The 23,506-nt window shown below is 70.3% G+C and carries 19 protein-coding genes; 12 read left to right on the top strand and 7 right to left on the bottom strand.

The window, feature by feature from the left end; all coding sequences use genetic code 11:
* Nucleotides 1-58 precede the first annotated feature (58 nt).
* Nucleotides 59-2,470, top strand: a complete 2,412-nt coding sequence (locus tag Aple_RS25795) for an ATP-binding protein (protein ID WP_155347288.1) — start codon at nucleotides 59-61, stop codon at nucleotides 2,468-2,470.
* A 1-nt stretch (nucleotide 2,471) separates the two neighbouring features.
* On the opposite strand, the gene Aple_RS25800 is transcribed toward Aple_RS25795, so the two are convergent.
* Nucleotides 2,472-3,281, bottom strand: coding sequence for a PP2C family protein-serine/threonine phosphatase (locus Aple_RS25800; RefSeq protein ID WP_155347289.1), 810 nt, complete (start codon nucleotides 3,279-3,281; stop codon nucleotides 2,472-2,474).
* Between the two features lie 61 nt (nucleotides 3,282-3,342).
* Between Aple_RS25800 and Aple_RS25805 the strand changes: the two genes are divergently transcribed.
* From Aple_RS25805 to Aple_RS25825, 5 genes are read left to right on the top strand one after another with little or no spacing between them, the layout of a single operon-like run.
* Complete coding sequence (locus Aple_RS25805; RefSeq protein ID WP_155347290.1) at nucleotides 3,343-5,061, top strand: HsdM family class I SAM-dependent methyltransferase; 1,719 nt, start codon at nucleotides 3,343-3,345, stop codon at nucleotides 5,059-5,061.
* Between the two features lie 9 nt (nucleotides 5,062-5,070).
* Nucleotides 5,071-5,958 carry a serine/threonine-protein kinase gene (locus Aple_RS25810; RefSeq protein WP_155347291.1) on the top strand — a complete coding sequence of 296 codons (888 nt, stop codon included), beginning with the start codon at nucleotides 5,071-5,073 and terminating at the stop codon, nucleotides 5,956-5,958.
* A 9-nt stretch (nucleotides 5,959-5,967) separates the two neighbouring features.
* The gene (locus tag Aple_RS25815) at nucleotides 5,968-6,597 is read left to right on the top strand and encodes a DALR anticodon-binding domain-containing protein (protein ID WP_155347292.1); all 630 of its coding nucleotides are present in this window, start codon (nucleotides 5,968-5,970) and stop codon (nucleotides 6,595-6,597) included.
* Between the two features lie 59 nt (nucleotides 6,598-6,656).
* Nucleotides 6,657-8,039: a diaminopimelate decarboxylase gene (gene lysA, locus Aple_RS25820; protein ID WP_155347293.1), complete on the top strand. Its 1,383-nt coding sequence runs from the start codon at nucleotides 6,657-6,659 to the stop codon at nucleotides 8,037-8,039.
* Nucleotides 8,036-9,325, top strand: a complete 1,290-nt coding sequence (locus Aple_RS25825) for a homoserine dehydrogenase (protein ID WP_246264774.1) — start codon at nucleotides 8,036-8,038, stop codon at nucleotides 9,323-9,325. Before lysA ends, Aple_RS25825 begins: the two co-directional genes overlap by 4 nt.
* A 201-nt stretch (nucleotides 9,326-9,526) precedes the next feature.
* Here Aple_RS25825 and Aple_RS25830 read toward each other — a convergent pair whose 3' ends face one another.
* Nucleotides 9,527-9,730: a hypothetical protein gene (locus Aple_RS25830; protein WP_155347294.1), complete on the bottom strand. Its 204-nt coding sequence runs from the start codon at nucleotides 9,728-9,730 to the stop codon at nucleotides 9,527-9,529.
* A 356-nt stretch (nucleotides 9,731-10,086) separates the two neighbouring features.
* On the opposite strand from Aple_RS25830, the gene Aple_RS25835 reads away from it, so the two are divergent.
* The 3 genes from Aple_RS25835 (at nucleotide 10,087) to Aple_RS25845 (ending at nucleotide 12,060) form a co-directional block, all read left to right on the top strand.
* The gene (locus Aple_RS25835; protein WP_155347295.1) at nucleotides 10,087-10,944 is read left to right on the top strand and encodes a hypothetical protein; all 858 of its coding nucleotides are present in this window, start codon (nucleotides 10,087-10,089) and stop codon (nucleotides 10,942-10,944) included.
* 72 nt (nucleotides 10,945-11,016) lie between these two features.
* A complete protein-coding gene (locus tag Aple_RS55645) occupies nucleotides 11,017-11,139 on the top strand; it encodes a hypothetical protein (RefSeq protein WP_281361614.1) in 123 nt (40 codons plus the stop codon).
* Between the two features lie 27 nt (nucleotides 11,140-11,166).
* A complete protein-coding gene (locus Aple_RS25845; RefSeq protein WP_155347296.1) occupies nucleotides 11,167-12,060 on the top strand; it encodes a hypothetical protein in 894 nt (297 codons plus the stop codon).
* 841 nt (nucleotides 12,061-12,901) lie between these two features.
* On the opposite strand, the gene Aple_RS25850 is transcribed toward Aple_RS25845, so the two are convergent.
* Nucleotides 12,902-14,746: an arabinofuranosyltransferase gene (locus Aple_RS25850; RefSeq protein ID WP_155347297.1), complete on the bottom strand. Its 1,845-nt coding sequence runs from the start codon at nucleotides 14,744-14,746 to the stop codon at nucleotides 12,902-12,904.
* A 225-nt stretch (nucleotides 14,747-14,971) separates the two neighbouring features.
* On the opposite strand from Aple_RS25850, the gene Aple_RS25855 reads away from it, so the two are divergent.
* From Aple_RS25855 to Aple_RS25865, 3 genes are read left to right on the top strand one after another with little or no spacing between them, the layout of a single operon-like run.
* Nucleotides 14,972-16,300: a glycosyltransferase family 39 protein gene (locus Aple_RS25855; RefSeq protein ID WP_155347298.1), complete on the top strand. Its 1,329-nt coding sequence runs from the start codon at nucleotides 14,972-14,974 to the stop codon at nucleotides 16,298-16,300.
* Nucleotides 16,291-16,641, top strand: coding sequence for a hypothetical protein (locus Aple_RS25860; protein ID WP_155347299.1), 351 nt, complete (start codon nucleotides 16,291-16,293; stop codon nucleotides 16,639-16,641). The genes Aple_RS25855 and Aple_RS25860 overlap by 10 nt, the downstream gene beginning before the upstream one ends.
* Complete coding sequence (locus Aple_RS25865; RefSeq protein WP_174889878.1) at nucleotides 16,622-17,893, top strand: DUF6395 domain-containing protein; 1,272 nt, start codon at nucleotides 16,622-16,624, stop codon at nucleotides 17,891-17,893. Before Aple_RS25860 ends, Aple_RS25865 begins: the two co-directional genes overlap by 20 nt.
* Here Aple_RS25865 and Aple_RS25870 read toward each other — a convergent pair.
* From Aple_RS25870 to Aple_RS25885, 4 genes are read right to left on the bottom strand one after another with little or no spacing between them, the layout of a single operon-like run.
* Nucleotides 17,794-19,374 carry a glycosyltransferase family 2 protein gene (locus Aple_RS25870; protein WP_155347300.1) on the bottom strand — a complete coding sequence of 527 codons (1,581 nt, stop codon included), beginning with the start codon at nucleotides 19,372-19,374 and terminating at the stop codon, nucleotides 17,794-17,796. The two genes, Aple_RS25865 and Aple_RS25870, sit on opposite strands and share 100 nt — an antisense overlap.
* Nucleotides 19,371-21,047, bottom strand: coding sequence for a glycosyltransferase (locus Aple_RS25875; protein ID WP_155347301.1), 1,677 nt, complete (start codon nucleotides 21,045-21,047; stop codon nucleotides 19,371-19,373). The genes Aple_RS25870 and Aple_RS25875 overlap by 4 nt, the downstream gene beginning before the upstream one ends.
* Nucleotides 21,044-22,939, bottom strand: a complete 1,896-nt coding sequence (locus tag Aple_RS25880) for a glycosyltransferase family 2 protein (protein ID WP_155347302.1) — start codon at nucleotides 22,937-22,939, stop codon at nucleotides 21,044-21,046. The genes Aple_RS25875 and Aple_RS25880 overlap by 4 nt, the downstream gene beginning before the upstream one ends.
* Nucleotides 22,936-23,415, bottom strand: a complete 480-nt coding sequence (locus Aple_RS25885; RefSeq protein ID WP_155347303.1) for a hypothetical protein — start codon at nucleotides 23,413-23,415, stop codon at nucleotides 22,936-22,938. The genes Aple_RS25880 and Aple_RS25885 overlap by 4 nt, the downstream gene beginning before the upstream one ends.
* Nucleotides 23,416-23,506: the final 91 nt, after the last annotated feature.

Raw genomic sequence — 23,506 nt, forward strand, 5'->3', positions numbered from 1 at the left:
GTCCCCCGTTGAAGCCGACCTTTGCTCGGCCGTCGTCGAGAAGGCGGGAAATACTTTGATGGGGTCCAGCAGGCCGGACGGCACCGGAAACTCGCACGAGGAGAACACGCGCTCCGATATGTCCGGCGCGGCGGGTGACGTAGTTCAGGCGCGAGACGTGCACGGCGGAGTGCATTTTCACGGTCCTCAACCGCTGGACAGGCAGGTCCCACGCCAGCTACCCGGCGATGTGCGGGGGTTCGTCAACCGGACGGGAGAATTGCAGCGACTGGGCAAAGCGCTGATTCCCGACGGAGACCTCTTCCGATCGGCCGGGATCTGCGTCATCGCCGGAACGGCGGGAGTGGGGAAGACCGCGCTCGCGCTGCACTGGGCACACCAGATCCGCGATCGGTTCCCCGACGGTCAGCTGTACATGAACCTGCGCGGTTACGACCCGGGCGCGCCGATCACCGCCAAGGAGGTGCTGGACCGGTTCCTGCGCGCGCTTGACGTGCCGGTCAGCGCGATCCCGCTGGAACTCGAAGACCGGTCGGCTCTGTACCGTTCACGGCTCGCAGGGCGACGGGTGCTGATCGTGCTGGACAACGCGGCGAGCGCGGCCCAGGTGCGTCCGCTGCTGCCAGGAACCGACACCTGCCTGGTGATCGTGACGAGCCGGAGCCGATTGTCCGGGCTGGTGGCCCGCGACGGGGCCAACCGCGTCCGCGTCGACATGCTTGCTGAGGCTGAGTCGTTGGACCTGATCAGGAGTGTGACCGCCGACTACCGGAAAGAGGACTCCTCGGAGGACCTGGCCGAGCTGGTCAGGCTGTGCGCCAGGCTCCCCCTCGCGTTGCGCATCGCCGGCGAGCGGGCGGCCAGCCGGCCGTGGATGCCGTTACGCGAGCTGATTCGGGACCTGCGTGACGAGTCGGCCCTGTGGGACGCGCTGACCGCGGAGGACGGCGACGAGGCGGATGCGGTGCGAACAGTCTTCGCCTGGTCCTACCGGGCGCTGCCGGAACCGGCCGCCAGGTCGTTCCGCCTTCTGGGTCTGCATCCTGGCCCCGAGTTCGGCGCAGCGGCCGCCGCCGCCATGGTGGGGAGCACGCCTGGGCAGGTCAGGCAGATGCTCGACCTCCTGGTGGGGGCGTACCTGCTTGAGCAGATCGCGCCGGACCGGTACCAGTTCCACGATCTGATGCGCGCGTACGCGATAGACCAGGCCACGGCCGAGGAGAGCGCACAGAGCCGCCAGGACGTGCTGCGGCAGGTGGCCGCCTGGTACTTGCACAGCGCGGCGCATGCCCAGGAGAAACTGGCTCCGTTCGATCGGTCGATCACATTGAGCGGGTCCGCCGCACCGGTCGGCGCCGTGACGTTCGCCGGTTATCCGGAGGCGCTCCGCTGGTTTCAGGACGAACTCACGAATCTGACTGCTGTGGTGCTCGCGGCGGCGCGGGCAGGTCTCGATGACCTGGCCTGGCAGCTCGCCGCCGTCACCCGAAGCTACTGCGCGCGTCACAACACCTTCGAACCCTGGTTCACGATGGCCGCGGCCGGACTGGAGGCGGCTCGGCGCGTGGGCAACCGTTATGGGGAGGCAGAGGTCCTGGACAGCCTCGGGAAGGCCTATGTCCAGTCCCACCAGCTCGACAAGGGCGCGGAGCACCACCAACTTGCGTTCGAGCTGGGGCGGGAACTAGGCAACCAGCTTGGCGAGGCGATGGCTCTGAACAACCTCGGCCTGATCAATCTTCGTCGCCGCCGGCTCGCGCAGGCCTATGCCGACCTGGAGCGGAGCGTGGAACTGCTGGAAACTCTCGGCGCGTCCAGCTGGGAGATGATCGTGCGGGCGAATCTGGCCGAGATCGGCTTCGAACTCGGTCGTCTCGACGACTCGGTGGAGGACGCGCAACGGGCGCTGGAGTTCTTCCGAAGCCTGGACCTCCCCGACAGAAAGGGGAACACGCTCCGGATCCTGTCGATGATCCGCCGGGAGTCTGGGCAGGTCTCCCTCGCCCGGGAGCACATCGAGGAAGCCCTTGCCATCGCGCGTGAGCAGGGCAACCTGATGTGGGAGGGGTATTGGCTGCTGGAGCACGGAAAGGTGCGGATGGCCGAGGGAGATTTCGCCGACTCGATGGTCTCCTTCCAGCGTTCCGCGAGCATCCATCGGCGCATCGGCGACCGAGCCAGGGAGGCTCAGGCGCTGGACGTCACGGGTGTGGCCTACCGGGAAATCGGGCGTCCCGCCGAGTCCTTGGAGTTTCATCGCCGGGCCGCGGCTATCCAGCGCGAACTGGGTGACCAGTGGCAGTTGGCGGTCGCGTTGGAGAACATCGTGGCGGCGGTCGATATTGCCGGGACCGGCGCGGACGATACGGTTCACCTGCGGGAGGCGCTCGCCGCGCTGGACGGGTTGACCGACCCTCGCGCTCTCGCCATGAGACAAAGACTACTGAGCCGGATACCGGACCCTCGGTGAGTCAAAGACGGGCCGAATCAGGGGTTGGGTCTTGATCGGAGGAAGCCGCGCCGACCATGATGGGATGCTCGTCTCCGGTAGAGCCATCGGGCATTTCGACCACGTCGGCAACGACGCAGGTGATGTTGTCGGGGCCGCCGCCGCGGTTGGCGAGGTCGACGAGCGTGCGCGCGACGGTGTCGAGGTCGGCGACGGAGGTGAGAATCTCGTGGATCGTGTCCGGCGACACGACGGCGGGCAGGCCGTCCGAGCAGAGCAGGTAGCGGTCGCCGGGGTAGGCCCCGCGCGAGGACATGTCGGGATTCACGTTGCCGGTGCTCTCCAGCGCCCGCATCAGCATCGACCGCCGGGGGTGCTCGGCCGCCTGCTCCGGCGTCATCCGCCCGTCGTCCACCAGGGACTGTACCAGCGTGTGGTCGTGGGTGATCTGGTACAGCACGCCGTCGCGCAGCATGTAGCCGCGCGAGTCGCCGACATGGGCCAGCGCGAAGCCCTGGCCGTTCCACAGCATGGCGGTCAGCGTGGTGCCCATGCCGTTCATCGCGGGGTCGGCCTCCGCCATGCTCTTCAGCGTCTGGGCGGCGGTGTGCACCGCGGCCTCCAGCGCGGCGATCGGCTCGCCGTCCATGGGCAGCCCGGACAGCACTCGGATCGTGGTGGCCCCGGCGACGGCGCCGTGCGGGTGGCCGCCCATGCCGTCGGCGATGGCGAGCAGCCGCCCGCTCGCGTAGGCCGAGTCCTCGTTCTTCTGGCGGCGCTGCCCGACATCGGATCGGGCGGCGTACCGGAGTCCCAGCGTGCTGTGTTTCATATGCACAGTAAAACATTGGTTGAAGCACTTCACAAGTAGGCATGTCGTGTAGAGTGATGACGTGACTTACGTGAACGCTGGCGACATCGCCCGGCTGGCCGATGTCGGCCGGGCCGCGGTGAGCAACTGGCGTCGCCGTCATGAGGACTTCCCGCAGCCCATCGGCGGGACCACCGCGAGCCCGCTGTTCTCCCTCGCCGAGGTCGAGGAGTGGCTCCGGCGCAACGGCAAGCCCTACGAGGTGTCGCCGGGGGATCTGGCCTGGCAGCGGTTGCGGGCCTCCGGGGATGATCTGCGCCTGGGGGAGCTGGTCGCCGCGGCGGGGGACTTCCTGGAAGGCCGCCCGTCCGGGTTGCGGCCCGGGGTCACCGAGTTGCTCGCGGAACTCGCCGACGAGCGGGGGACGCGGGACGCCTTCGAGTTCCTGTGCGAGCGGTATGTCGAGGCGCACTCCCGGCAGCTGGCGGTCACGCCCGCCGAGCTGGCCGAGCTGATGATCCGGCTGTCCGGCGGCGGCACGCTGCTCGACCCCGCGTGCGGGATCGGGACGCTGCTGCTGGGCGCGAAGGCGGCCCGGGGGCAGGAGCTGTCCGGCTCCTCGGCCAGGATCGCGCAGATCCGGCTGCGGATGCGCGGCGTGGACGGCCGCGTGGTGGCGGGGGATTCGCTCCGCCAGGACGGTTTCCCCGGCGAGCGCGTTGACGCGGTCGTCTGCGATCCGCCGTTCAACGAGCGCGCCTGGGGTCACGACGAGCTGGCCGGGGATCCGCGCTGGGAGTATGGCCTGCCGCCGCGCGGCGAGCCGGAGCTGGCCTGGGTGCAGCACTGCCTGGCGCGAGCACGGCCCGGTGGGACCGTGGTGATCCTGATGCCACCCGCCGCGGCCTCCCGCCGCCCCGGTCGCCGGATCCGCGCCAACCTGCTCAGAGGCGGCGCCCTGCGTGCGGTGATCGCCCTCGGCGCCGCCGACCTGTGGGTGCTGCGCCGCCCGGAGAGCGGGGAACGCCCGCCCGCCCAGGTGCTCATGTTCAACGGCGAGCTGTCCGGCGTGTGGCCCGCCTGGCTGGAGTTCCAGCGTGATCCGCAGGGCGTGCGCATCATCGACCTGCTCGACGACGAGGTGGACGTCAGCCCGCTGCGGTTCGACCGGCGCGGCACGCCCGCGGAGTTCCTCGCCGAGCAGGAGGGCTTCCGGGCGGCGGCGAGCAGCCTGACCGGGCCGGAACTGGCCGTGCTCGACGAGCCCAGGGATCTGAACATGACCACGGTGGGGGAGCTGGCCAAGGCAGGGCTGCTGGCCGTGCACCATTCGGCGATGAAGCCCGGCGAGGTGGCCGACCAGGGCGAGGTGCCGGTGCTGTCCGGCGACGACGTGCTGCTCGGCGGCGTCCCCTCCGGGCGGACGGGGTCGGCCGCCGGGCAGATCGTGATCGAGGCCGGGGACGTGGTGACCACGCCCACCGGGACGGTCCGGGTGATCGCGGAGAGCGGCGCGGTGCTCGGCCCCCAGCTCACCCTCTACCGGCTGGATCCGGCTCGGCTGGACTCCGACTTCCTGGCCGGGTTCCTGCGCGCCGGTGGCGGCCACAGCCGCGGCACCAGCCGCCTGGACGCCCGCCGGACCCGGGTGCCCCGGCTCTCGCTGCCGGAACAGCGGCCGTACGGGGCGGCGTTCCGGCGGCTAGCGGAGCTGGACGACGCCCTGCGGGCCACCACCAGGCGGGGAGAGCGGCTGATCCGGCTGGGCTTGGACGGTCTAGCCAGCGGACAACTCCTCTAAAGTAGCCGCATGGTCATCGCTGACCGATACGAGCTTGACGACCTCCCCCTCGGTCAGGGTGGTATGGGCGCCGTCTACGGCGGTCACGACAAGCATCTCGACCGGAAGATCGCGGTCAAGTTCCTCCGGCTGCCCGGCGGGCCCGACGAGGAGCTGGAGCGGCGTTTCATCCGGGAGGCGCGCATCCTGGCCCGGCTGGACCATCCCGGCGCGCCCGTCCTGTACGACTTCGGCACGCACGAGCAGCGGCTCTTCCAGGTGATGCAGTTCATCGACGGCGTCACCGTGGCCGACGTGGTCAGCGAGCACGGCCCGCTGCCGGTGGCCTGGGCCGCCGCGATCGCCGCGCAGGCGTGCGCCGTCCTGTCGGCCGCCCACGCGCTCGCCATCTGCCACCGCGACCTCAAGCCGACCAATCTGATGTTGTGCCCGGACGGCACGGTCAAGGTCCTCGACTTCGGCCTGGCCATCCTGCGCGAGGCCGGCGGCGCCCAGTTCACCAGGACCGGGCAGATTCTCGGCACACCCGCGTACATGGCTCCCGAGCAGATCAAACGCGGTGTCGCCGGACCCCGCAGCGACTTGTACGCCCTGGGCTGCGTGCTGCACGAGATGCTCACCGGGCGGCAACTGTTCACCGGCACGACCGACTACGTCGTCTTCGAGCGCCAGGTCAAGGAGCGCCCGCCGCCCGTCCCCGGCGTCCCTCCGGCGCTCGCCGAACTCATCGAAGCCCTGCTGGAGAAGGAACCCGAACGCCGCCCCGCCGACGCCGACACCCTCTACCAGCTGCTTCAGACCTTCGCCGTGGACCTGCCCGCGCTGCCGGGCTTCCTCGATCCCGGCCCGGCCCCCGGTCGGATGTATGCCCGCGTGGTCGGCCGTGTTCCCGGCTAAAGTCCTCCGGTGACTCCTGATCGGCTTGGCGCCCTCCTTGGCTATCCCCCCACCCCGGTGGGCACATGGGCGGAGGCGGCCAAATACATCTCGCCCCTGGCGCGGGCCGGGGTCTCCGTTGAGGACCTGCGCGCGACAGACGGGATCGCGGACGTCGAGATCCAGCCGAGCGGGCTGCTGCTGGTGACGGTGACGCTTCCCGGCGAGCACGTCGCGGAACTCGAAGAGCTGCCGCACCTGGCTTCGTGCACCTGGCCCGACCATCCACGGACATGGGACAACCCCGGATTTGTCGTGAAATATGCGTATTCGCGGGCGGTGGCGGTGGCGCGGTGGGGGGCGCAGCTCGAGGTTCCGATGAGCGGGTTCCGGCCGGAGCTGCTGGATGGCGTGGAAGATCGGGGCGTGCTGCGCATGCTGGCCGAGCTGCCCAGCCGCAGGAGCAGCCGCGATCCGCGCTGGGAGGCGTTCGCGGAACGGCTGGCAGGGGCGTACCACGACGCGCATGAGCGGGCCCCGGCGACTCCGGTCGGCGACGAGCCCGCCGGGGAGGTGCACACCGCGCGGCTCTGGCTGGCCCGCGCCGTGCGGGTCGTGCTGGGGGCGCTGTCGGCGGAGGTTCCGCCCGACCGCATGTAGCGTCTCGGCACCTGGGCAACCGTCTCATCCGGGGTGGCGAGTCCGATAACCTCGTTCAGGTGAGTCGATTCGCCCATCCGGCCGGTGACAGGCACGCCGAAGTGCTGCCAGAAGAACGCCCGCCGCACGCTCCCGCCGACCTGAACGCCCTCAACCCGGCGCTCTGGCCGCGAACGTCCGAGCGAATCGACGGCACGATCACGATCGGCGGCGTGGACGTCCGCGACCTGGCGGCCAAGTACGGCAGCCCGCTCCTCGTGATGGACGAGGAGGACTTCCGGTCCCGCTGCCGCGACTACCGCGCTTCCTTCCACGACGGCGACGTGCACTACGCGGGCAAGGCGTTCCTGTGCCGCGAGGTGGCCCGCTGGATCATGCAGGAGGGCCTCGGCCTGGACGTGTGCAGCGCGGGCGAGCTCGCCGTGGCGCTCAGCGTCGGCTTCCCGCCCGAGCGCATCACCATGCACGGCAACAACAAGTCGGCGGCCGAGCTGGAACGTGCCGTCGTCACCGGGGTCGGGCACATCGTGGCCGACTCCTTCGAGGAGATCGCCCGCCTCGGCTACCTGGCCGACAAGCACGGCGTGCGCCCCAAGGTCATGATCCGGGTGACGGTCGGCGTGGAGGCGCACACCCACGAGTTCATCGCCACCGCCCACGACGACCAGAAGTTCGGCCTCTCGCTGAACAGCGGCGCGGCAGCCGAGGCGGTCCGCCGGGTGCTGGCGCTGCCCTCGCTGGAACTGGTCGGCCTGCACTCGCACATCGGCTCCCAGATCAGCGACACCGCCGGTTTCGAGGTGGCCGCCCGGCGGCTGGCCGGCCTGCTCGCCCAGATCAAGGACGAGCACGGGGTCGTGCTGCCCGAACTCGACCTGGGCGGCGGCTACGGCATCCCGTATCTGGACGGCGACGACGCCCCCGACATCAAGCTGATCGCCGAGAGCCTGCGCGAGATCGTGGCGAACGTCTGCGCCTCCGCCCGGCTGCCGCTGCCCCGCCTCACCGTCGAGCCGGGCCGCTCGATCACCGGCCTGGCCGGGATCACGCTGTACGAGGTGGGCACGGTCAAGGACGTCGAGGGCCTGCGCACCTACGTCAGCGTCGACGGCGGCATGAGCGACAACATCCGCACCGCGCTGTACGGCGCCGAATACACCGCCCGCCTGGCCTCCAGGTCCAGCGAGGCGGCCCCGATGTTGTCCCGCCTGGTCGGCAAGCACTGCGAGAGCGGCGACATGGTCATCCGCGACCTCTACCTCCCGGCCGACCTGGCCCCCGGCGACCTCATCGCCGTCGCGGGCACCGGGGCGTACTGCCGCTCGCTCGCCAACAACTACAACTATCTGCCCAAGCCCGCGGTGGTCGCGGTGTCCGGCGGCCAGGCCCGCGTGATCGTCCAGCGCGAGACCGAGGAAGACCTGCTGAGGGGGCAGTTGTGAGCGAACCGCTGAAGGTCGCCCTGCTGGGCTGTGGCGTGGTCGGCTCCCAGGTGGTGCGGCTGCTCACCGAGCAGGCCGACGACCTGGCGGCCCGGGTGGGCGCGCCGCTGGAGCTGGCCGGGGTGGCCGTGCGCAAGCTGGGCCGAAAACGTGACGTGGCGGTGCCCGAGTCGCTGCTCACCACCGACGCGCACGCCCTGGTCACCCGCGACGACGTCGACATCGTGGTGGAGGTGATCGGCGGCATCGAACCGGCCAGGTCGCTCATCCTGGCCGCGATGGCGGGCGGCAAGTCGGTGGTCACCGCCAACAAGGCGCTGCTGGCCGAGGACGGCGCCACCGTGCACGCCGCCAACCGGGCCGACCTCTACTTCGAGGCCGCGGTCGCCGGGGCGATCCCGCTGATCCGGCCGCTGCGCGAGTCGCTGGCGGGGGATCGGGTGCACCGGGTGCTCGGCATCGTCAACGGCACGACCAACTACATCCTCGACAAGATGGACTCCTCCGGCGCGTCCTTCACCGACGCCCTGGAGGAGGCGCAGTCGCTCGGCTACGCCGAGGCCGACCCGACCGCCGACGTGGAGGGCTTCGACGCCGCCGCCAAGGCCGCCATCCTGGCCGGGATCGCCTTCCACACCCGCGTGACCGCGGCGGACGTGTACCGCGAGGGCATCACCGAGATCTCCGCCGCCGACGTCGCCTCGGCCAAGGCGATGGGCTACGTGATCAAACTGCTGGCGATCTGCGCCCGCTCCGACGACGGCCGCTCGGTCGGCGTCCGCGTGCATCCCGCGATGATCCCGAGGTCGCATCCGCTGGCCGGGGTGCGGGAGGCGTACAACGCGGTGTTCGTGGAGGCGGAGTCGGCCGGTCGCCTGATGTTCTACGGCGCCGGCGCCGGCGGGGCGCCCACCGCGTCGGCGGTGCTGGGCGACCTGGTCGCGGTGGCCCGCAACCGCCTGGCCGGCACGCGCGGGCCGTCCGAGTCGGTGTACGCCGACCTTGCCGTGCATCCGGTCGGGGAGACGGTGACGCGGTATCACGTGTCGCTCGACGTGGCCGACAAGCCGGGCGTCCTGGCTACCGTGGCCGACGTGTTCTCCCAGCAGGACGTGTCGATCCAGACGGTCCGGCAGGAGGGCCGGGGGGACGACGCGCAACTCGTGCTCGTCACGCACCGGGCCAGCGACGCGGCGCTGTCGCTGACCGTGGAGCGGCTCCGCGACCTGGACATCGTCCGGGCGGTGGCGAGCGTGATGCGGGTGGAAGGCGACGAGACGGCCTAGCGGGCTTTATGCGTTTAGCACCAGAATCTTCGCGGTGTCATTGGTGCGGGAATCGTTAGCTGTGACGTGGGCGCTCGGTGTGGGACCATCTGCTCGATGTGCCCCACCCGCGCCTTCCGCGTCTTCGGATCACCACTCCAGATCCCCGAGACGTGGCGGACGGCGTTCGAGACCCGGACGGGGTGCTCCAGATCTACCAGGTCACACCACCACCATCGTGACGTACGGCCACGGGCTGGAGACCAGCCAGGAGTCGTATGCGGTGAGCCAGTACATGATCTGGCGCGCGGTGGCATGGTCCGGGGCCGCGACCACGTCGGCGTAGTAGTCCTTGGCGCGGAACACCACGTCCCCGGCGAAGCCGTCCAGTACGAGGTCCCTGCGCCGGTGGGTCAGCCTGGCCATCGGCATCAGCCAGATGTGCTGCCAGGTTTGGTGCTGCAGGTGCCGGCGACCTCAATACCAGGACGTCTAGTTGAGTCCAAGGCCAGCTTCAGCGGCCTGGCAATGGGACCGGTCCTTCGGCGGCCGGAAACTTGCCATGTCGGCGCGATGCTGCCGAGGAGCATGGCCGTGTCGGTGGCTGCGGACGATGCGCAACCGAGTCAGAGCCCGGCGCCCGCCATGGCGTCTGCGCCGTCAACAACCGCCTTCCCAAAGCCGGACGATCCGGACGCGCAGCTCCGGGCGGCGATCGCAGAGGGAAGAACGGCTATCGGTTGCATCGGCAAATGGGTAGTCCTGGACCTTAAGGAGGGAGAATGATCAGCGAAGTGCGTCGGCGCAATAAGTTGCGGCGCAGGTTGGTCTTGGGTTCGGTAATTGCCCTCACCGGCTTAATGGTCACGCTTGGTTTAAGCCTGCAATACTCCGAGTATCGCACCGAGAGAATGAGGCTCGTGCTCGGAAATGCCTTACAAGTAACCTCCCCGGAGTATCTGGTCCGCCGGGGCCCATACACGGACGTCGAGCGTACTCCCATTTCCCTTTCTTTGTTAGTCCCGGCCCGTGCGCTCGGAAATGAATTAGAATCGACCAATATTCGGCTAGCTCAATCCCCATGGGGTCGCCTTATCGGCGCCGCTCAACTACCAGCCAAACCGATGACTGCCGTGTTGGCCAAATTCCGAGGAGGTACAGGGGAGTCGGTGGCCGAGAAGAGCAAGGCCAAGACGGCGATAATTGAATTAGCCGACAATAGCCGACCAACGGCTATAGTGGAGCTTGTGAATTCGTTGAGTGAAGCAGATTTTCGGCGCAGTGTCAATCCAAAGCTGTCACGTGATGACGACGAATTCATCCTCCTCTCGCCGATACAGGAAACATCGGGAAAGCCGCTCTACTGGTGGTCTGGATTCGACAACTGTGGCGACGGCACTCTTCGAAATTGCGACAAGGCGTCTTCTGTAGGACAATTTCGCGAATGGGTGTCCTTGTTAAGAGGGTACGACGAACCAAATCTTCGCAAATTTGGACTCACTCTCTCGGCGTTACGCCATGCGGCAGAGGAGGCCAACGTCTATGGCTTCATTCTAAGCTGGAGCACCAAGGGCCAGCTACTCCATTTCTTAAATAATCCCGAAGTTCGAACTATTCGCTTGGTGCCAGACGGGAAATGATAAGGGTGCGATTCCTGTGGTGTGCCAATACGCGTGTACGGTGCGGTTGGCCTGCGGTTATCATCCCTTATTGTGTGCCTTCGTCTGCCGTATCTGATCTTCGTCAAGGTTGCGGGCTGGCTGAGCCTGCTGGCCCGTAGCGACGCCTCCAAGGACGTGGAGCTCCTTATTCTGCGGCATGAGATGGCGGTGTAGGCCTGGGCGGGCTTGACCGTTCGATGGATGGTAGAAACGATGCTCTTACGACTGCGGAACCTCGCCGCCGTTCCGCTTGCCGCTCTCTTGGTCCTCGCAACCTCGTGTGCGAATGAAGGTCGGGAGCTCACGCGTGACGAGTGGGCGGAGCTGTACTCGGCCTACGGGATCGCCTTGGCTGTCGTTCATCCGGATTACGGGTCGGATCTTCTCACTGACTACAGTGAGCCGGCCAACACCCTTCCCACGGATGCGCCGGCGGCCGTCTCGGTCGACCTGGTCCCGATTCCCAACGGTCTGGGGACGTCCCCGACGACGGTGACTCTCGACCCGAACACAGGAGGAAACCACGACCTTGTCACGGTACGGGACTCGGCCGCCACCGAGGTGTTCCGACAGGGGTACCTGAAGGGAACCGGGAGACCGGTCCGCGAGCGCCGTAAGCTTGAGCGTTTCCTGGACGGTCTCGACAAGGCGATATCCACATCGGGCCTGGACCACCGGAAATACGGGGTCGCTCTCATCGCGGAGCTGGACAAGCCGCTGACGAGCGATGAGATGGAGTCGGCGGACCTCGATAACGTGGCCAGTAGAGTACTGTTCTCGACCATCGGGCCGGCGGATCTTCCCCTGTCATGGTCGGGGGACAACTGTGGTCCTGTCCATACGCAGGCCTGTGATGGAACAGATGATGCCGAGCAGTTCCGTGCCTGGTTGGAGAGCCTTAGTCCGGCACAGCGCCAAGCACTGACCGGGAAAGCGTTCAAGCTGGCGGAGATGCAAAGCGCCGCCAACGATGGGCGGATCTCGGGACTGATGATCGACTGGGTGGAGCCAGGAGGCGCGCTGGAGATTGTACGCAATCCACACGTTCGTGCCGCCTATCTCGCGGGTGTGATCCAGTTGGACACCGTGCCCTGAGGCTGGTTGGTCCGGTAACCGGAGTTCGCCGGGATGTGGGCTAAGGGCAAGAGCACGGATACCTACGTCAGGCTCAAGTGCGACTGGGAGAAGTACAACGGTTCCGCCTACGGAACCCTTCGCAGGTTCTGCGGCTAGTCCGACGGAGAAGACATAACAGCTACTGTAGTCGGGGGTGGAGAGACCTGGAAGGCTTGTTCTCCAGGTCTCTCCACCCCCGTCCGCGGGGGAGTTCGTCTATGAAAGAATCCCGTTTCGGTCCCGACGCAGAATGTCCTGTTCTATACCGGAGAGGGGCGCAAGCCTGTCTCGTGGAGAAACAACAGCTCCTGCGAGGAGGTTGCTCTGCCTCGCTGCAACGAACTTTCTGCGACCGCTCAGTTCCGGCAATGGGTTTCGCTTCTCCATGAATCGGACAGGGGTGTTCTCGCTCAACTGGGGCTGGACCTCGTCGAGCTGAGAGTGTTGGCAAAGCAGGGAAAACTTCGCGGCGTAATCATGAAAATGTCGGATATGGGCGCTGCGGCCGACCTGCTCAAGAACCCCAATGTCCGATCTCTCGGGATCGCGCAGGTGGCTCTGGATGAGCAAACCTTCCCGAACGACGTTCGGTAAGGTTGTCGATCTGGCCCGTTGGTCATGGCGTCGCAGGCTGACAACGTTGCGTTGTATACCGCGATCCGCGCGATTTCCGCGCGGTCCTGTCGGGCCCCACGATCGAGCGAAAGTTCCAAGTCGCGACGTGGTCACGGCGCAGTAGACCGGCAGGCCCGCGATGGAGAGTCAATAGCGACCGGGGCCTCTTGGCGAGCATGATGCGGGCGGAAGGTGACGAAGCGGCCTAGCTCTTCCGGGTGGCCACGACCAGGCCGTCGGGCAGCTTGGTGGTGATCGCGAAGATGGCGGGGTCGAACTGCGCGGGACGGAAGTCCACGTCCTTCCAGGACCAGACGTCTCCCTCGTTCCATAGGACGAACACGTCGATGGTCCCGAACGTGGTCGACGCCGCGGCGAACGCCGCCGGGTCCAGGATCGTCGCGAGCCGGGCGACCTCGGCGTGCCGGTCGTCCCAGCGGGCCATGCTGTTGGCGGCGGTCCGGTCCACCGCCAGGTAGCCGGGCCACGGTACGGAGGCGAAGAGCCGCTCGTCGACGGCGAGCGTCACCGGCCGCCGGTCCGCGGGCAGGGTCCGGGCCACCGCCTTGGCCACCTGGGTCGCCGGGAATCCGTCCGCGGCGTGCTCGGCGACCGCGAATCGGGGCAGCCTGCCGTCCGGGAAGGGCTGCAGGTGGGCGACGGCGGCGCTGTTCGGGGCGGCGCCGGTGAGGGCGTCCCGGTTGGGCATCCAGGACCCGATCGTGGTGAACATCGTCCAGATGACCAGGACGGTCGCCCCGGCCAGCCCCAGGCCGCGCGGCAGCGGGCGGGCGAGCCGTCGCGCCAGGGCGCCCGCCAGCAGGATGATCGTGAGCACCCCGCAGACGGCCAGGATCGGCCCCAGCATCCGGGACGTGTAGTGGGCCAACATCGTGTGCCCGTCCACCGTGAACCGGGCCAGCATCACCGCGCGGTAGAGGTAGAGGCCCGCGATCAGGCACAACATCGGGGTGGCCCACCACGCCGCCCGCCGGTACCACAGCACGCCGGCCAGGCCGATGATCTGCAGGGCGGACAGCGGCGACAGCGAGCCGAACGGAGGCGGCGGCTCCAGCAGGTCATCGGTCGGGTAAAGGTCCTGGACCGTCTGCCCGCCCTTGGTCAGGATGGTGATCGCGTACGGCAGCAGGTACCAGCCGGACACGACCACCGTCACCGCGATGACCTTCAGCAGGTGGCGGAGGTGCTCTCCCCGGTCCGGCCCGCGCAGCAGCAGGGCCAGCAGCGCGAGCAGGCCGAACGAGCACAGCATGAACGGGCCCAGATAGGTGCACATGATGAGCCCGCCGATGACACCGGCGACCAGCCAGTTCAGCCGCCCGGCCGGCGGGGTCCAGAGCGTCTGCAGGGTCCACGGGACGAAAGCCGCGATAGTCACCACCACGAACGCCTTCGCGGGGTCGTGGAAGCCCGCCAGGCCCGCGACCGTGACGGCCAGGGCGACCGGCGCGCTGACCAGTCGTCGCCAGAGCAGGTAGGCCGCGATGACGGCGACCGACATGGAGATCATCTCGGCGTACCCGAGGAGTCGCCAGGCGGGGACGCCGGACAGGGCCGAGGCGCGGCCGATCAGCCAGGGGAACAGCGGCGGGTACTCCGAGGGCACGCCGACGCCGAGCGGGTCCCCGTTCGCGAGGGTCTCCGAGAAGCGGGTGGCCATGGCCGACATGCGGCCCATGTCGCCTGCCAGAGTGCCGAAGCCGTGGGGTGTGCCGTACAGGGCGGTGCGCAGCGTGAGCAGGACCCACGCGGCGAGCAGGCCCGCCGCCGCGCCGCCGACCAGATCGGCTCGGCCGGGCCACCGGGCGGCGACCGCGACGACGACGGCGATCACCAGGCCGCCCACGGCGAGCGGGAGCGCGGCGCCCTGGATGCTCAGCGGGCTCAGATCGAGCCAGCGCGGGAGCAGCAGAGCGAGCGCCGAGCCGGCCGCCCACACGGCCAGGGTGGCGATCGTCCCCACGGAGAATCGGGAGGCGCGCTGGTCCGTGATCATGGAAACGGGGGGTTCGGCGAGAGTGACCGACATGGAGGAAGAGTCTAGGTGTGTTCGTGTATGTCGCTGCCTATATCGTCTGCTCTGATGGTTGCCGCCGCCCCTGACGGCACCCGATAGGTTCGGCGGACGAAACGGTTCCCAGTGGTCGTGCTCGCGGTGTCCCCACCCCAGATCGTGGCTGGGCGACGGGTTGCGTCCTGGCCGATCGTGGCCGCCGGGGTGATCGCTTTCGCGGTGACGTGGGCTGGTTCTTGGGTGCCTTCGCTCTGGATCGACGAGCTGGCCACGGTCAGCGCCGCTGACCGGTCCTGGCGCGGGCTCGGGCTGCTGGTCGGCAACATCGACGCGGCCCTCGGGCCGTACTACGCCTTCATGCACGTGTGGATGAAGGCGGGCGCCGCAGAATGGTGGCTGCGGCTGCCGTCCGCGATCGCGATCGGCGTCGGCGCGGGACTGCTGGCCGCGCTCGGCCGGCGGCTGGGCACGCCGCGGGCGGGGCTGCTCGCCGCCGCCGTCTTCGCGCTGCTTCCCTCGGTCGCCTATCACGGCCAGAACGCGCGGCCGTACGCGATCGCCGCGGCGGCGGCCGTCGCCGCGATGTGGGCGCTGAGCCGGGCCATGGACAAGCCGGCAAGCCGGGCCCGCTGGGCCGCGTACGCGCTGGCCGTGGCCGTCCTGGGCTGCGCCCACCTGCTGGCGCTGCTCGTCATTCCCGCGCACCTCGCCGCCGTCGCGTTCGCGCCGTCCCGCCGCGAGGTGCTGCCCCGGATGCTCGGCTGGCTGGCCGCGGGAGCGCTACCCGGCGTCGCGCTCGCGGTCGTCGCGTTCGGGCAGCGCGGCGCGGTCGCCTGGATCACGTTGCCCGACGCCGGCACCCTGTCCAGGGTCCCGCTGGACCTGGCCGGGTCCTGGCCCGCCGGTTGCCTCCTTCTGGGGGTCGCGCTCGCCGCCGGCCGGGGGACCGGGCCGCTGTGGCTGTGGCTGGCCGTTCCGCCGCTCGGGCTGTTCGCCATCTCCTACGCCGTCGCCCCCATGTACGTCGACCGCTACACGTTCGTGGCGGCGCCCGCGCTGGCGCTGCTCGCCGGGCTGGCCCTGGACAGGTTCAGCCGCCCGGCGATGGCCGCCGCGCTCGTCCTGGTCCTGTTCCTGGCCTGGCCGGCGCACCAGGAGCTGCGGGCCAGGGACGGCCACCTCGACGATTATCCGGCGGCGGTCGACCTCATGCGGGCCCGGTCCCGGCCAGGCGACGCGATGATGTTCGCGCACAAATCGATCAGGGAGGGCTTCGTGTACTACGGCGAGGGCACGCTTCCCGACGACGTGCTCCGGATCGGCACGGCACGCCTCGACGGCCTGCTCACCTACCCGGAGCGTACCGGCATCACCCGGGCGCTCTGCGGTCGCGAACGGGTGTGGGTCCTCTGGCGCGGGGCAGCATTGGACGCGGTGGCGCCGCCGGCCGCGGCGGAGCGGGTCCTGGCGGTCGAGCGCGCGGGCTTCACCCTCCAGCAGGCTTGGCCGTCCACCCGGTTCCCGGGGATCGGAACGGCGTTGTTCACCGGAAAGGGCACATGCGAGTGATCCTTCGCAGACTCGGCCGCAGGCTCGCGGCCAGGCTCGATCGGCGGTACCTGACCCGCGCCGAGCTGACCCGGCTGCTGGCGGCCCGCGACCTGGAGCTGTCCGCCCGGCAGGAACGGTTGTCCGAACGGGAGGCGGAACTGGCCGCTCAGGCGCGGGATCTGGCCACGCGGGCGGAGGAACTGGCGGTGGAGCTGGCGGAGGCACGGCACCGGGCGGAGCAGGCGTACTGGCTCGCCTGGGACACGGCCGACTCGGTGGAACGCCTGCTCCAGGCGGATCTGCGGTTATGGCAGGCGATCGACACGATGGAGGGCGACCGTGCGCGTCGGATGGACTGAAGCGGGCGGCGACTGGACGCTCCGGCTCCGGCTGGACCCCGAGGACGAGTTGACCGGCGTCGGCCAGGACGGGCAGCGGATGGAACTGGTCACCGGCGCCTGCCAGGTGAGCCTCCCGGCCGACCCGGGCCACGTCCACCCCGACCTGCGCGCGCTCGCCGCGTGGACCATCGTCTCCCCGTGGGCGAAGTCGCGGATCACCTTCGACCGGCCGATCTCGGCCGGTTTCGCGCGGAGCCTCGCGGCGGGCTGGGGAGTGGACGCGGGCCCGGTCGACGACTTCGCCGACCGGTACGCGGGAAGCAGGGCGGCACTCATCTACAGCAGCGGCGCCGACTCGATCGCCGCCGCCACCCTCCTGCCCGACGCCCCGTTGATCCACTTTCGGCGGGTTCCGCACGACGCGGTGCCGAACCGGGCCAAGCACGTGCAGTCCGAAGTCCTGGAGCAGCTCTCCCGGCAGGCGGCCGACCGCGGGCGCGACGTGCTGGTGGTCCGCTCCGACCTGGAGTTCCTGACCCGGCCCTGGCCGATGTTCCCCGAGCACCACGCCGTCGCCGTCGGCGCCATCCTGCTGGCCGGCGCGTACGACCTCGGCGCGGTCGCGTTCGGCACGACCCTCGGCGGGCGCTACCGGATCGACGCCACCCGGTATACGCCCGACGAGCGCCAGTGGAGCGCGGCCGGCCCGTGGGGGCGGGCGTTCGAGGGGGCCGGGCTGCCGATGATGCAGCCGGTCGGCGGGCTCTCCGAGATCGCCACCATGATGCTGGCCCGCCGCTCGCCGCTGTGGGACCTGGCCCGCTGGTGCCTGCTCGGCGGTCCGGCGGGGCCATGCTGGCGCTGCGACAAGTGCCTGCGCAAGCAGCTCATCCTCAGCGCCCTGGACCGCCGGCCGCTCGACCCGAGGATCACCGCCCAGGCCGATCAGGCGGGCGAGGCCTTCCAGGGCGAGCCGCCGTACCCGTCGCAGGCCGTCATCGAGTACGGCGTCGCCCGGCTGCCCGGCGCCGACGCCACCGTCTTCGGCAACGTGGCGAAGCGGCTGCGCCCGACCGAGGCCGGGACGGCCTGGCTGGAACGCTGCTACCGCCCCGCCCTCGACGAGCTGCCTGAGCGCTGGGCCGCCGGCGTGCGGGCCCGGTTGGCCGATCAGGTCGAGGCGATGTCCAGCGCGGACGAGGCCGAGGTGGAGGCGTGGGACGCCGAGCGCCGGCCGTCCCAGCGGGACACCGCGCGGTCCAGGAAGTAGTCGTCGCCCTCCTGCCAGGTGTGCAGCTCGGGCCGCCCCCGGCGGAGGACGTAGCCGAGGCCGTGCGCCTGGTAGATCTGGCCGCCGGCCTGCCGTACCGCGCGGAGCAGTTCGCCGTCGACGGTCTTGGGGATCGGGCGGAAGCCGCCGACGGCGTCGAAGACCGTACGAGGGAGGAACAAGGTGCCGCCGGCCACGAAGTCCTGCCGGGTCTCGGTCCGCCAGCGGTGCCGGACGGTGACATCGGGGCCTTCGAGGTAGATCAGTTCGGCGGGGGTGCCGGTGAGTTCCGCGCCGGAGTAGCGGGACGCGAGGCTCAAGTCGAGCAGGTGGTCGGGGCTGTACCAGTCGTCGTCGTCCCATTTGGTCAGCACCTCGCCGGAGGCGCGCTCGGCGGCCAGGTTGAGCATCGCGCCCAGGGGCACGTTCCCGGCGCATTCCAGCGTCGTGACCCCAACGCCGGCCAGCGGGGCGGGGTCGAAGCCGTGGCCGGCCACGATGATCTCCACGTCCACGCCGCGCTGGTCGCCGATCTGGGCCAGCGCGAAGCCGACCAGGCCGGGGCGGCGGGTCGCGAGCAGCACCGACACGCTCGGGAGCCGGGTGATGCCCGCGTGCGCGAGCAGGGCCGTCCGGCGGAGCCTGATGCTGTGTTCCTCCCGCGCGAGCAGGTCCTGCGGCACCGTTTCGATCAGCTCGCAGAGCGCTGTGCCCAGTAGAGCGCGCTGCTCGGCGGGCACGTCGGCGGCGCGCAGCGGCACCCCGGCGGCGGCCAGGCCGGCCACCAGGCGGGCGGCGGCCAGCGGCTCGGCGTCGTGCCAGTCCACCGTGACCGAGTGGAACGGGCGGAGCCGTTCGATGTCGCTCTCGCCGAGACGGCCGGACCGGGGGAGGGTCAGCACCCGCGTCGCCCCGTCCAGGATCGCGCCGTCGCGCACGGTCAGCCGTACCGGGCCCAGCTCCGGCTCGGCCAGGAACCCGATCGGATTGGCCGAGCGCAGGTCCACCAGCGGCTCTTCGCCGTACGCCGGGGAGGAGGCGGTGAGCGAGCGCAGCAGCCACCCGGCGGGGACGGCGGCGGAGAAGTGCGCCTCGAGGATCCAGCCGGAGTCGCCGTGCCGGCCGGCCCGCAGCGAGCCCAGCGCCCGGGTCGCGAAGCCTGCGGCCGCGAACGGCAGCGGCGGGCGCCACCAGGCCGGCGCCTCGACGAGATGCACGACCTGCCGCCGCGACGAAGGCAGCGTGAGCGTGCCGCCGGCGATCCACGACAGGTCGGCGGGGGTACGGACGACGACGGCGATCCCGTCGGCCACCGCGGGCAGTTCGGGCACCGGCTCGTCCAGGTTCACCAGCACGGTGCTGTCCCTGAGCCCGCCGACCAGCTGGGCGGGTTCGTCGAAACCGGCGCAGGCGACCACCGCGACGGCCAGGTCGCGCTCGACCAGCACCTCGTCCAGGGTGGCGCGGATCTCGGAGATCATGGCAGCAGGGCCCGCTTGACCGCCCGGAGGAACGGCGCCCGCGCCAGCATCGCCCGCCGCCAGCGTCGTTCTCGCAACCGGAAGCGGCCCAGTTCGCGGCGGAACTGGACGGCGCTGCGCCGCCACTCGTTCGCCTCCGCCTTCCACTTGGCCGACTCCTGCTTCTGCGCCGCCGCGGTCGCCTTCCACTTGACCGCCTCAGCGCGCCACTTGGCGGCCTCCCGCTCCCACTTGGCGGCGTCGGCGTTCGCGCGCGGCGGCGCGGCTTCGGCGGCGGGCACGAAACCCCACATCGCGCCGTCGGTCCAGCGGACGCCGAAGATGGCGTGCACGACGTCGTCGAGGTCCTCGTCCCGGCCGACCAGCCGGAGGCCGCGGCTGATCGCCGCGGTCCGCTCCAGGCGGGCGAAGACGAGGTCGGCGTGGCCGCTGAGCACCACGTTCAGCACGCCGGCGAAGTCGGTGTCGGCGTGCGCGGTGAGCCGTTGCAGGGTGTCGGGCGCGGGTACCCAGCCGCCCGGGAGGCGGAGGCGGAACATCGCGGGCGCCGACACCTCGGCGGCGACCTCGGTGAACCGCACCCGGCTCTCGTTCTCGTAGCTCGCCCGGGCCAGCCGGAGGTCCAGCAGCGGGTCGTCCAGCGGCGAACGGCGATCGGACGTCAGCTCGCTCCACGGGCCGACCAGGGTGACCGTCACGTCGTGCGGCACGCCCGCGAGCACGCCGTCGACCGTGGCGCGCACGTCCTCGAACGGCAGGCCGGCCACGTCCACCACGACGTCGACGTACGGAACCAGCCGGGTCCGCCGGGGATGGGTGCGCAGCCAGCGGAGTTCGGGGATGCGCTCGGCCAGATGCGGCCAGTTGTAGCGCTTCACCTCCTTCTCCCGCCGGGCCACCGTGTCCGGCCCGAGGTGCCAGCTCCGCGCCTCCGCGTCGGGGATGAACACCGCGCCTTGCTGGGCGAGCCGCCAGCCGAGGTCGGTGTCCTCGCCCAGCACCAGCGAGGTGTCCATCCCGCCCGCCGCCCGCAGCAGCTCGGCGGAGACCGTGGCGGTCGCGCCGATGTGCACGTTGTAGGCGTCCACCGGGCAGTCGCGCAGCCTGTCGGTGCGCTCGGCGAAGTCCTCGAACCAGTTGTTGCGCTGGGTCAGGTCCCACTCGAAGAGCTTGTCCGCGTGCCCGCCCGATACCGCCGCGTGCACCTCCTGGGCGGTCGGCAGCCGCTCGGGCGCGAACCGGAGAGCGCCCATGACCACCAGGTAGTCGGCCAGGTGGTGCCAGCGCAGCTGCGCCTCGACGTGCTCCCTGAACGGGATCATGTCGGCGTCCAGCCAGTGGACGATCTCGCCGTCGGCGGCGTCCGCGCCGCTCTGGCAGGCCCAGGCCCGGCCCCAGCCACCCGGCCGGCTCTGGATCAGCCGGGTCCTGGCCGGGATGATCTCGGGCAGTCGCAGCGGCGGGGTGTTGCCGTCGTCCACGACGACGACCTCCATCAGGTCCGCCGGATAGCTCTGCCCGGCCAGCGCGGCCAGCGTCAGGTCCAGCTTCTCCTGGCACCGCCAGGCGGGGATGACCACGCTGACGGTACGGCTCGGCCGCCACCGCCCCAGCGCCGGCGGCGTGATGATCCCGTAGTCGTTGAACCGCACCCGCGGCTGGCCGGCCTTCATGGCGTCCCGTCCAGCTCCATCAGCGGGTTGGGCCGGAAGCCCCGCCACTGCCGGGCGGTGCGGTCGTTGAGGAAAGTGTTGATCGGCTCCCGCCAGGTGTGCCGGGCCGACGGCTCGCGGCGCAGCAGGTAGTTCAGGCCGTGGGCCTGGTAGATCCGGCCGCCCGCGCGCCGTACGGCCTCCAGGAGCTGCCCGTCCTCGGTGAGGCCGAGCGGGCGGAAGCCGCCGACCTCGTGCAGGACGCTCCTGGGCAGGAAGATCGTTCCGCCGGCCACGAACGGCTGCCAGGTCTCGGTGTGCCAGTAGCGCTGCACCGTGATGTCGATCTGCTTGAGGTAGATGAACTCGGCGGGGCTGCCGGTCAGATCGCAGCCGGTGTACAGGTGCGCGAGGTGCAGGTCGGCGAGGTGCCGGGGCCCGTACCAGTCGTCGTCGTCCATCTTGGCCAGGAAGCTGCCTGAGGCGCGCGCGGCGGCCTCGTTCAGAATGGTGCCGAGCGTCGCGGCCGGATCCGCCTGGACGACGGTCAGCGGGAACGGGAAGCCGGAAACGTCGGGGGCGGGAATTCCGTGCAGATTGAGGATCACCTCGACGTCCACATCCCGCTGCCGGGCGATCTGGGCGAGCCCGAACTCCACCATGTCCGGCCTGTTGGTGGTCAGCAGGACCGACACCGTCGGCGGCTTGGGCACCGGCACCCCGGCCCCGGCCGCGAACTGCCGCCACCGCGCCCGGGTTCCGTGCACCTCCAGGGCGGTGCGGCGCAGCCGGACACTGTGCGCCTCCCGCTCGATCGGGTCGTCGAAGTCGACCGTGCTCTCCAGCAGCCGGACCAGTTCCGGGCCGAGCAGGCCCTGCCCCCAGGTGGGCACGTGCTCACCGGTCATCGGCACCCCGCCCGCGGCCAGCCCGGCGATCACGCGGGCCGCCGACACCGGTCCCGTGTGCGCCCGCCGCCAGTCCACCCGGACGTCGCGCACGGTCCGCAACCGGGCCAGGTCCGCGTCGGTCACGCAGCCGGAACCGGCGAACCTGACCAGCGCTCCGTCCTCGGCCAGCACGGCCCAGCGGCCGTTGTCCTGGGCGAGCCGTACCGTGCCCAGCTCGGGCCGTGAGACGAACCCGACCGGGTTCACCGACCGCTCGTCCACGGGCGGGAGCGACAGCGGCGTGGACAGATCCACCGCCGCGCCGATCCGGTGCCCGCCGGGTGCGCCGATGCTGGCCCATTCCACGCTCGCCGGTTCTGGCCTGGTCAAGACGGAGATGGCGGGATCCGCCCACTCGTCGTCGGCGTTCGGGCCGGTCGTCCGCAGGGCCAGGTCGGCGCCCCGGGCGGCGGACCGCTCAGGCACCGGGCCAGCCACGGGCGACAGGGTGGCGTTCGGGTCGCCCGGCCGCCAGTGCGCGGAGCCGGGCCCGGCCAGCGCCACCACCGGCTGCGGCAGCGTCTCGAACCGCTGTCCGCCGAACGCGCGGGCCGCGCTCAGCAGCACCTCACCCGAGTGGGCCGGCCCGCTGAACCGCCCCTCGATCACCCAGGCGCGCCCCGGCGTGCGATGCACCCGCCAGTCCAGCAGGTTGCGCCAGTCCGGATGCTCGGAGGCCGGGGCGAGCGGCGCGTGCCGCAGTTGCGGCAGGTGCGCGACGGCCACCGTGACCCGCGTCGCCTTGGGCAGCATGGCGTGCATGGTCACCGCACGGCGCAGATCGGTCACCGTCCGCGCGATGATCACTAACCAGGCCGGCGAGGTCGCGCTGATCACCGTGTCCACCGGGATGGCGTCCAGATCCACCGCCTGCACGGCCAGCACGTCCTCCACGCCGATCGTGCACACGACGGTGTCCGGCCCTGTGGTGAGCTCCAGGTGCTTCACCAGCCGATCGGTCATCGCGGCGCCCTCGCCATGGCGTCCACGGCGGGCGCGAGGCGCTCGCGCAGCTCGGCGCCGATCTCGATCAGCAGATTCGCGTGCAGGTCGCTGCGGCTCATCGCCTCGACCCGGTCCTCGCCCAGCGCCGCCAGCACACTGGTCGCCTCTGCCGCCCGTCGCTCCTCGGCATGCCGGAACGCCCGCTCCAGCGACTCCACCGACGCCGCGACCCGGCTCAGCTCGGCGCGCAGCCCGTCGATCCGCTTGTCCAGCGGCTCGAGCAACTTGACCGTCTTACGATCCAGCCGAAGCACCTTGCCGTCGGCCCGGCGGATCATCCACAGGGCGAGTAGCCCCATCGCGGCCACGCCCAGCAGCACCGCGAGTTCCACGGCGCGCAGCAGATCGATCTTTCCCGCGATGACCAGCGTCAGCAGGCCGGCGAACACGACGACACCGAGTCCGAGAAGGGCCGGGCGAGTCCAGGAAAGCATCGATGGGGCCTTCACGCTGGGGTAAATGGGACGGTTCCTAACAATAATGTGCGGATCGGGTGCTGGGGTCGTTCTTTGCGAGGTCACCGGA

This window comes from Acrocarpospora pleiomorpha, assembly GCF_009687885.1.
GTDB classification, from domain to species: domain Bacteria; phylum Actinomycetota; class Actinomycetes; order Streptosporangiales; family Streptosporangiaceae; genus Acrocarpospora; species Acrocarpospora pleiomorpha.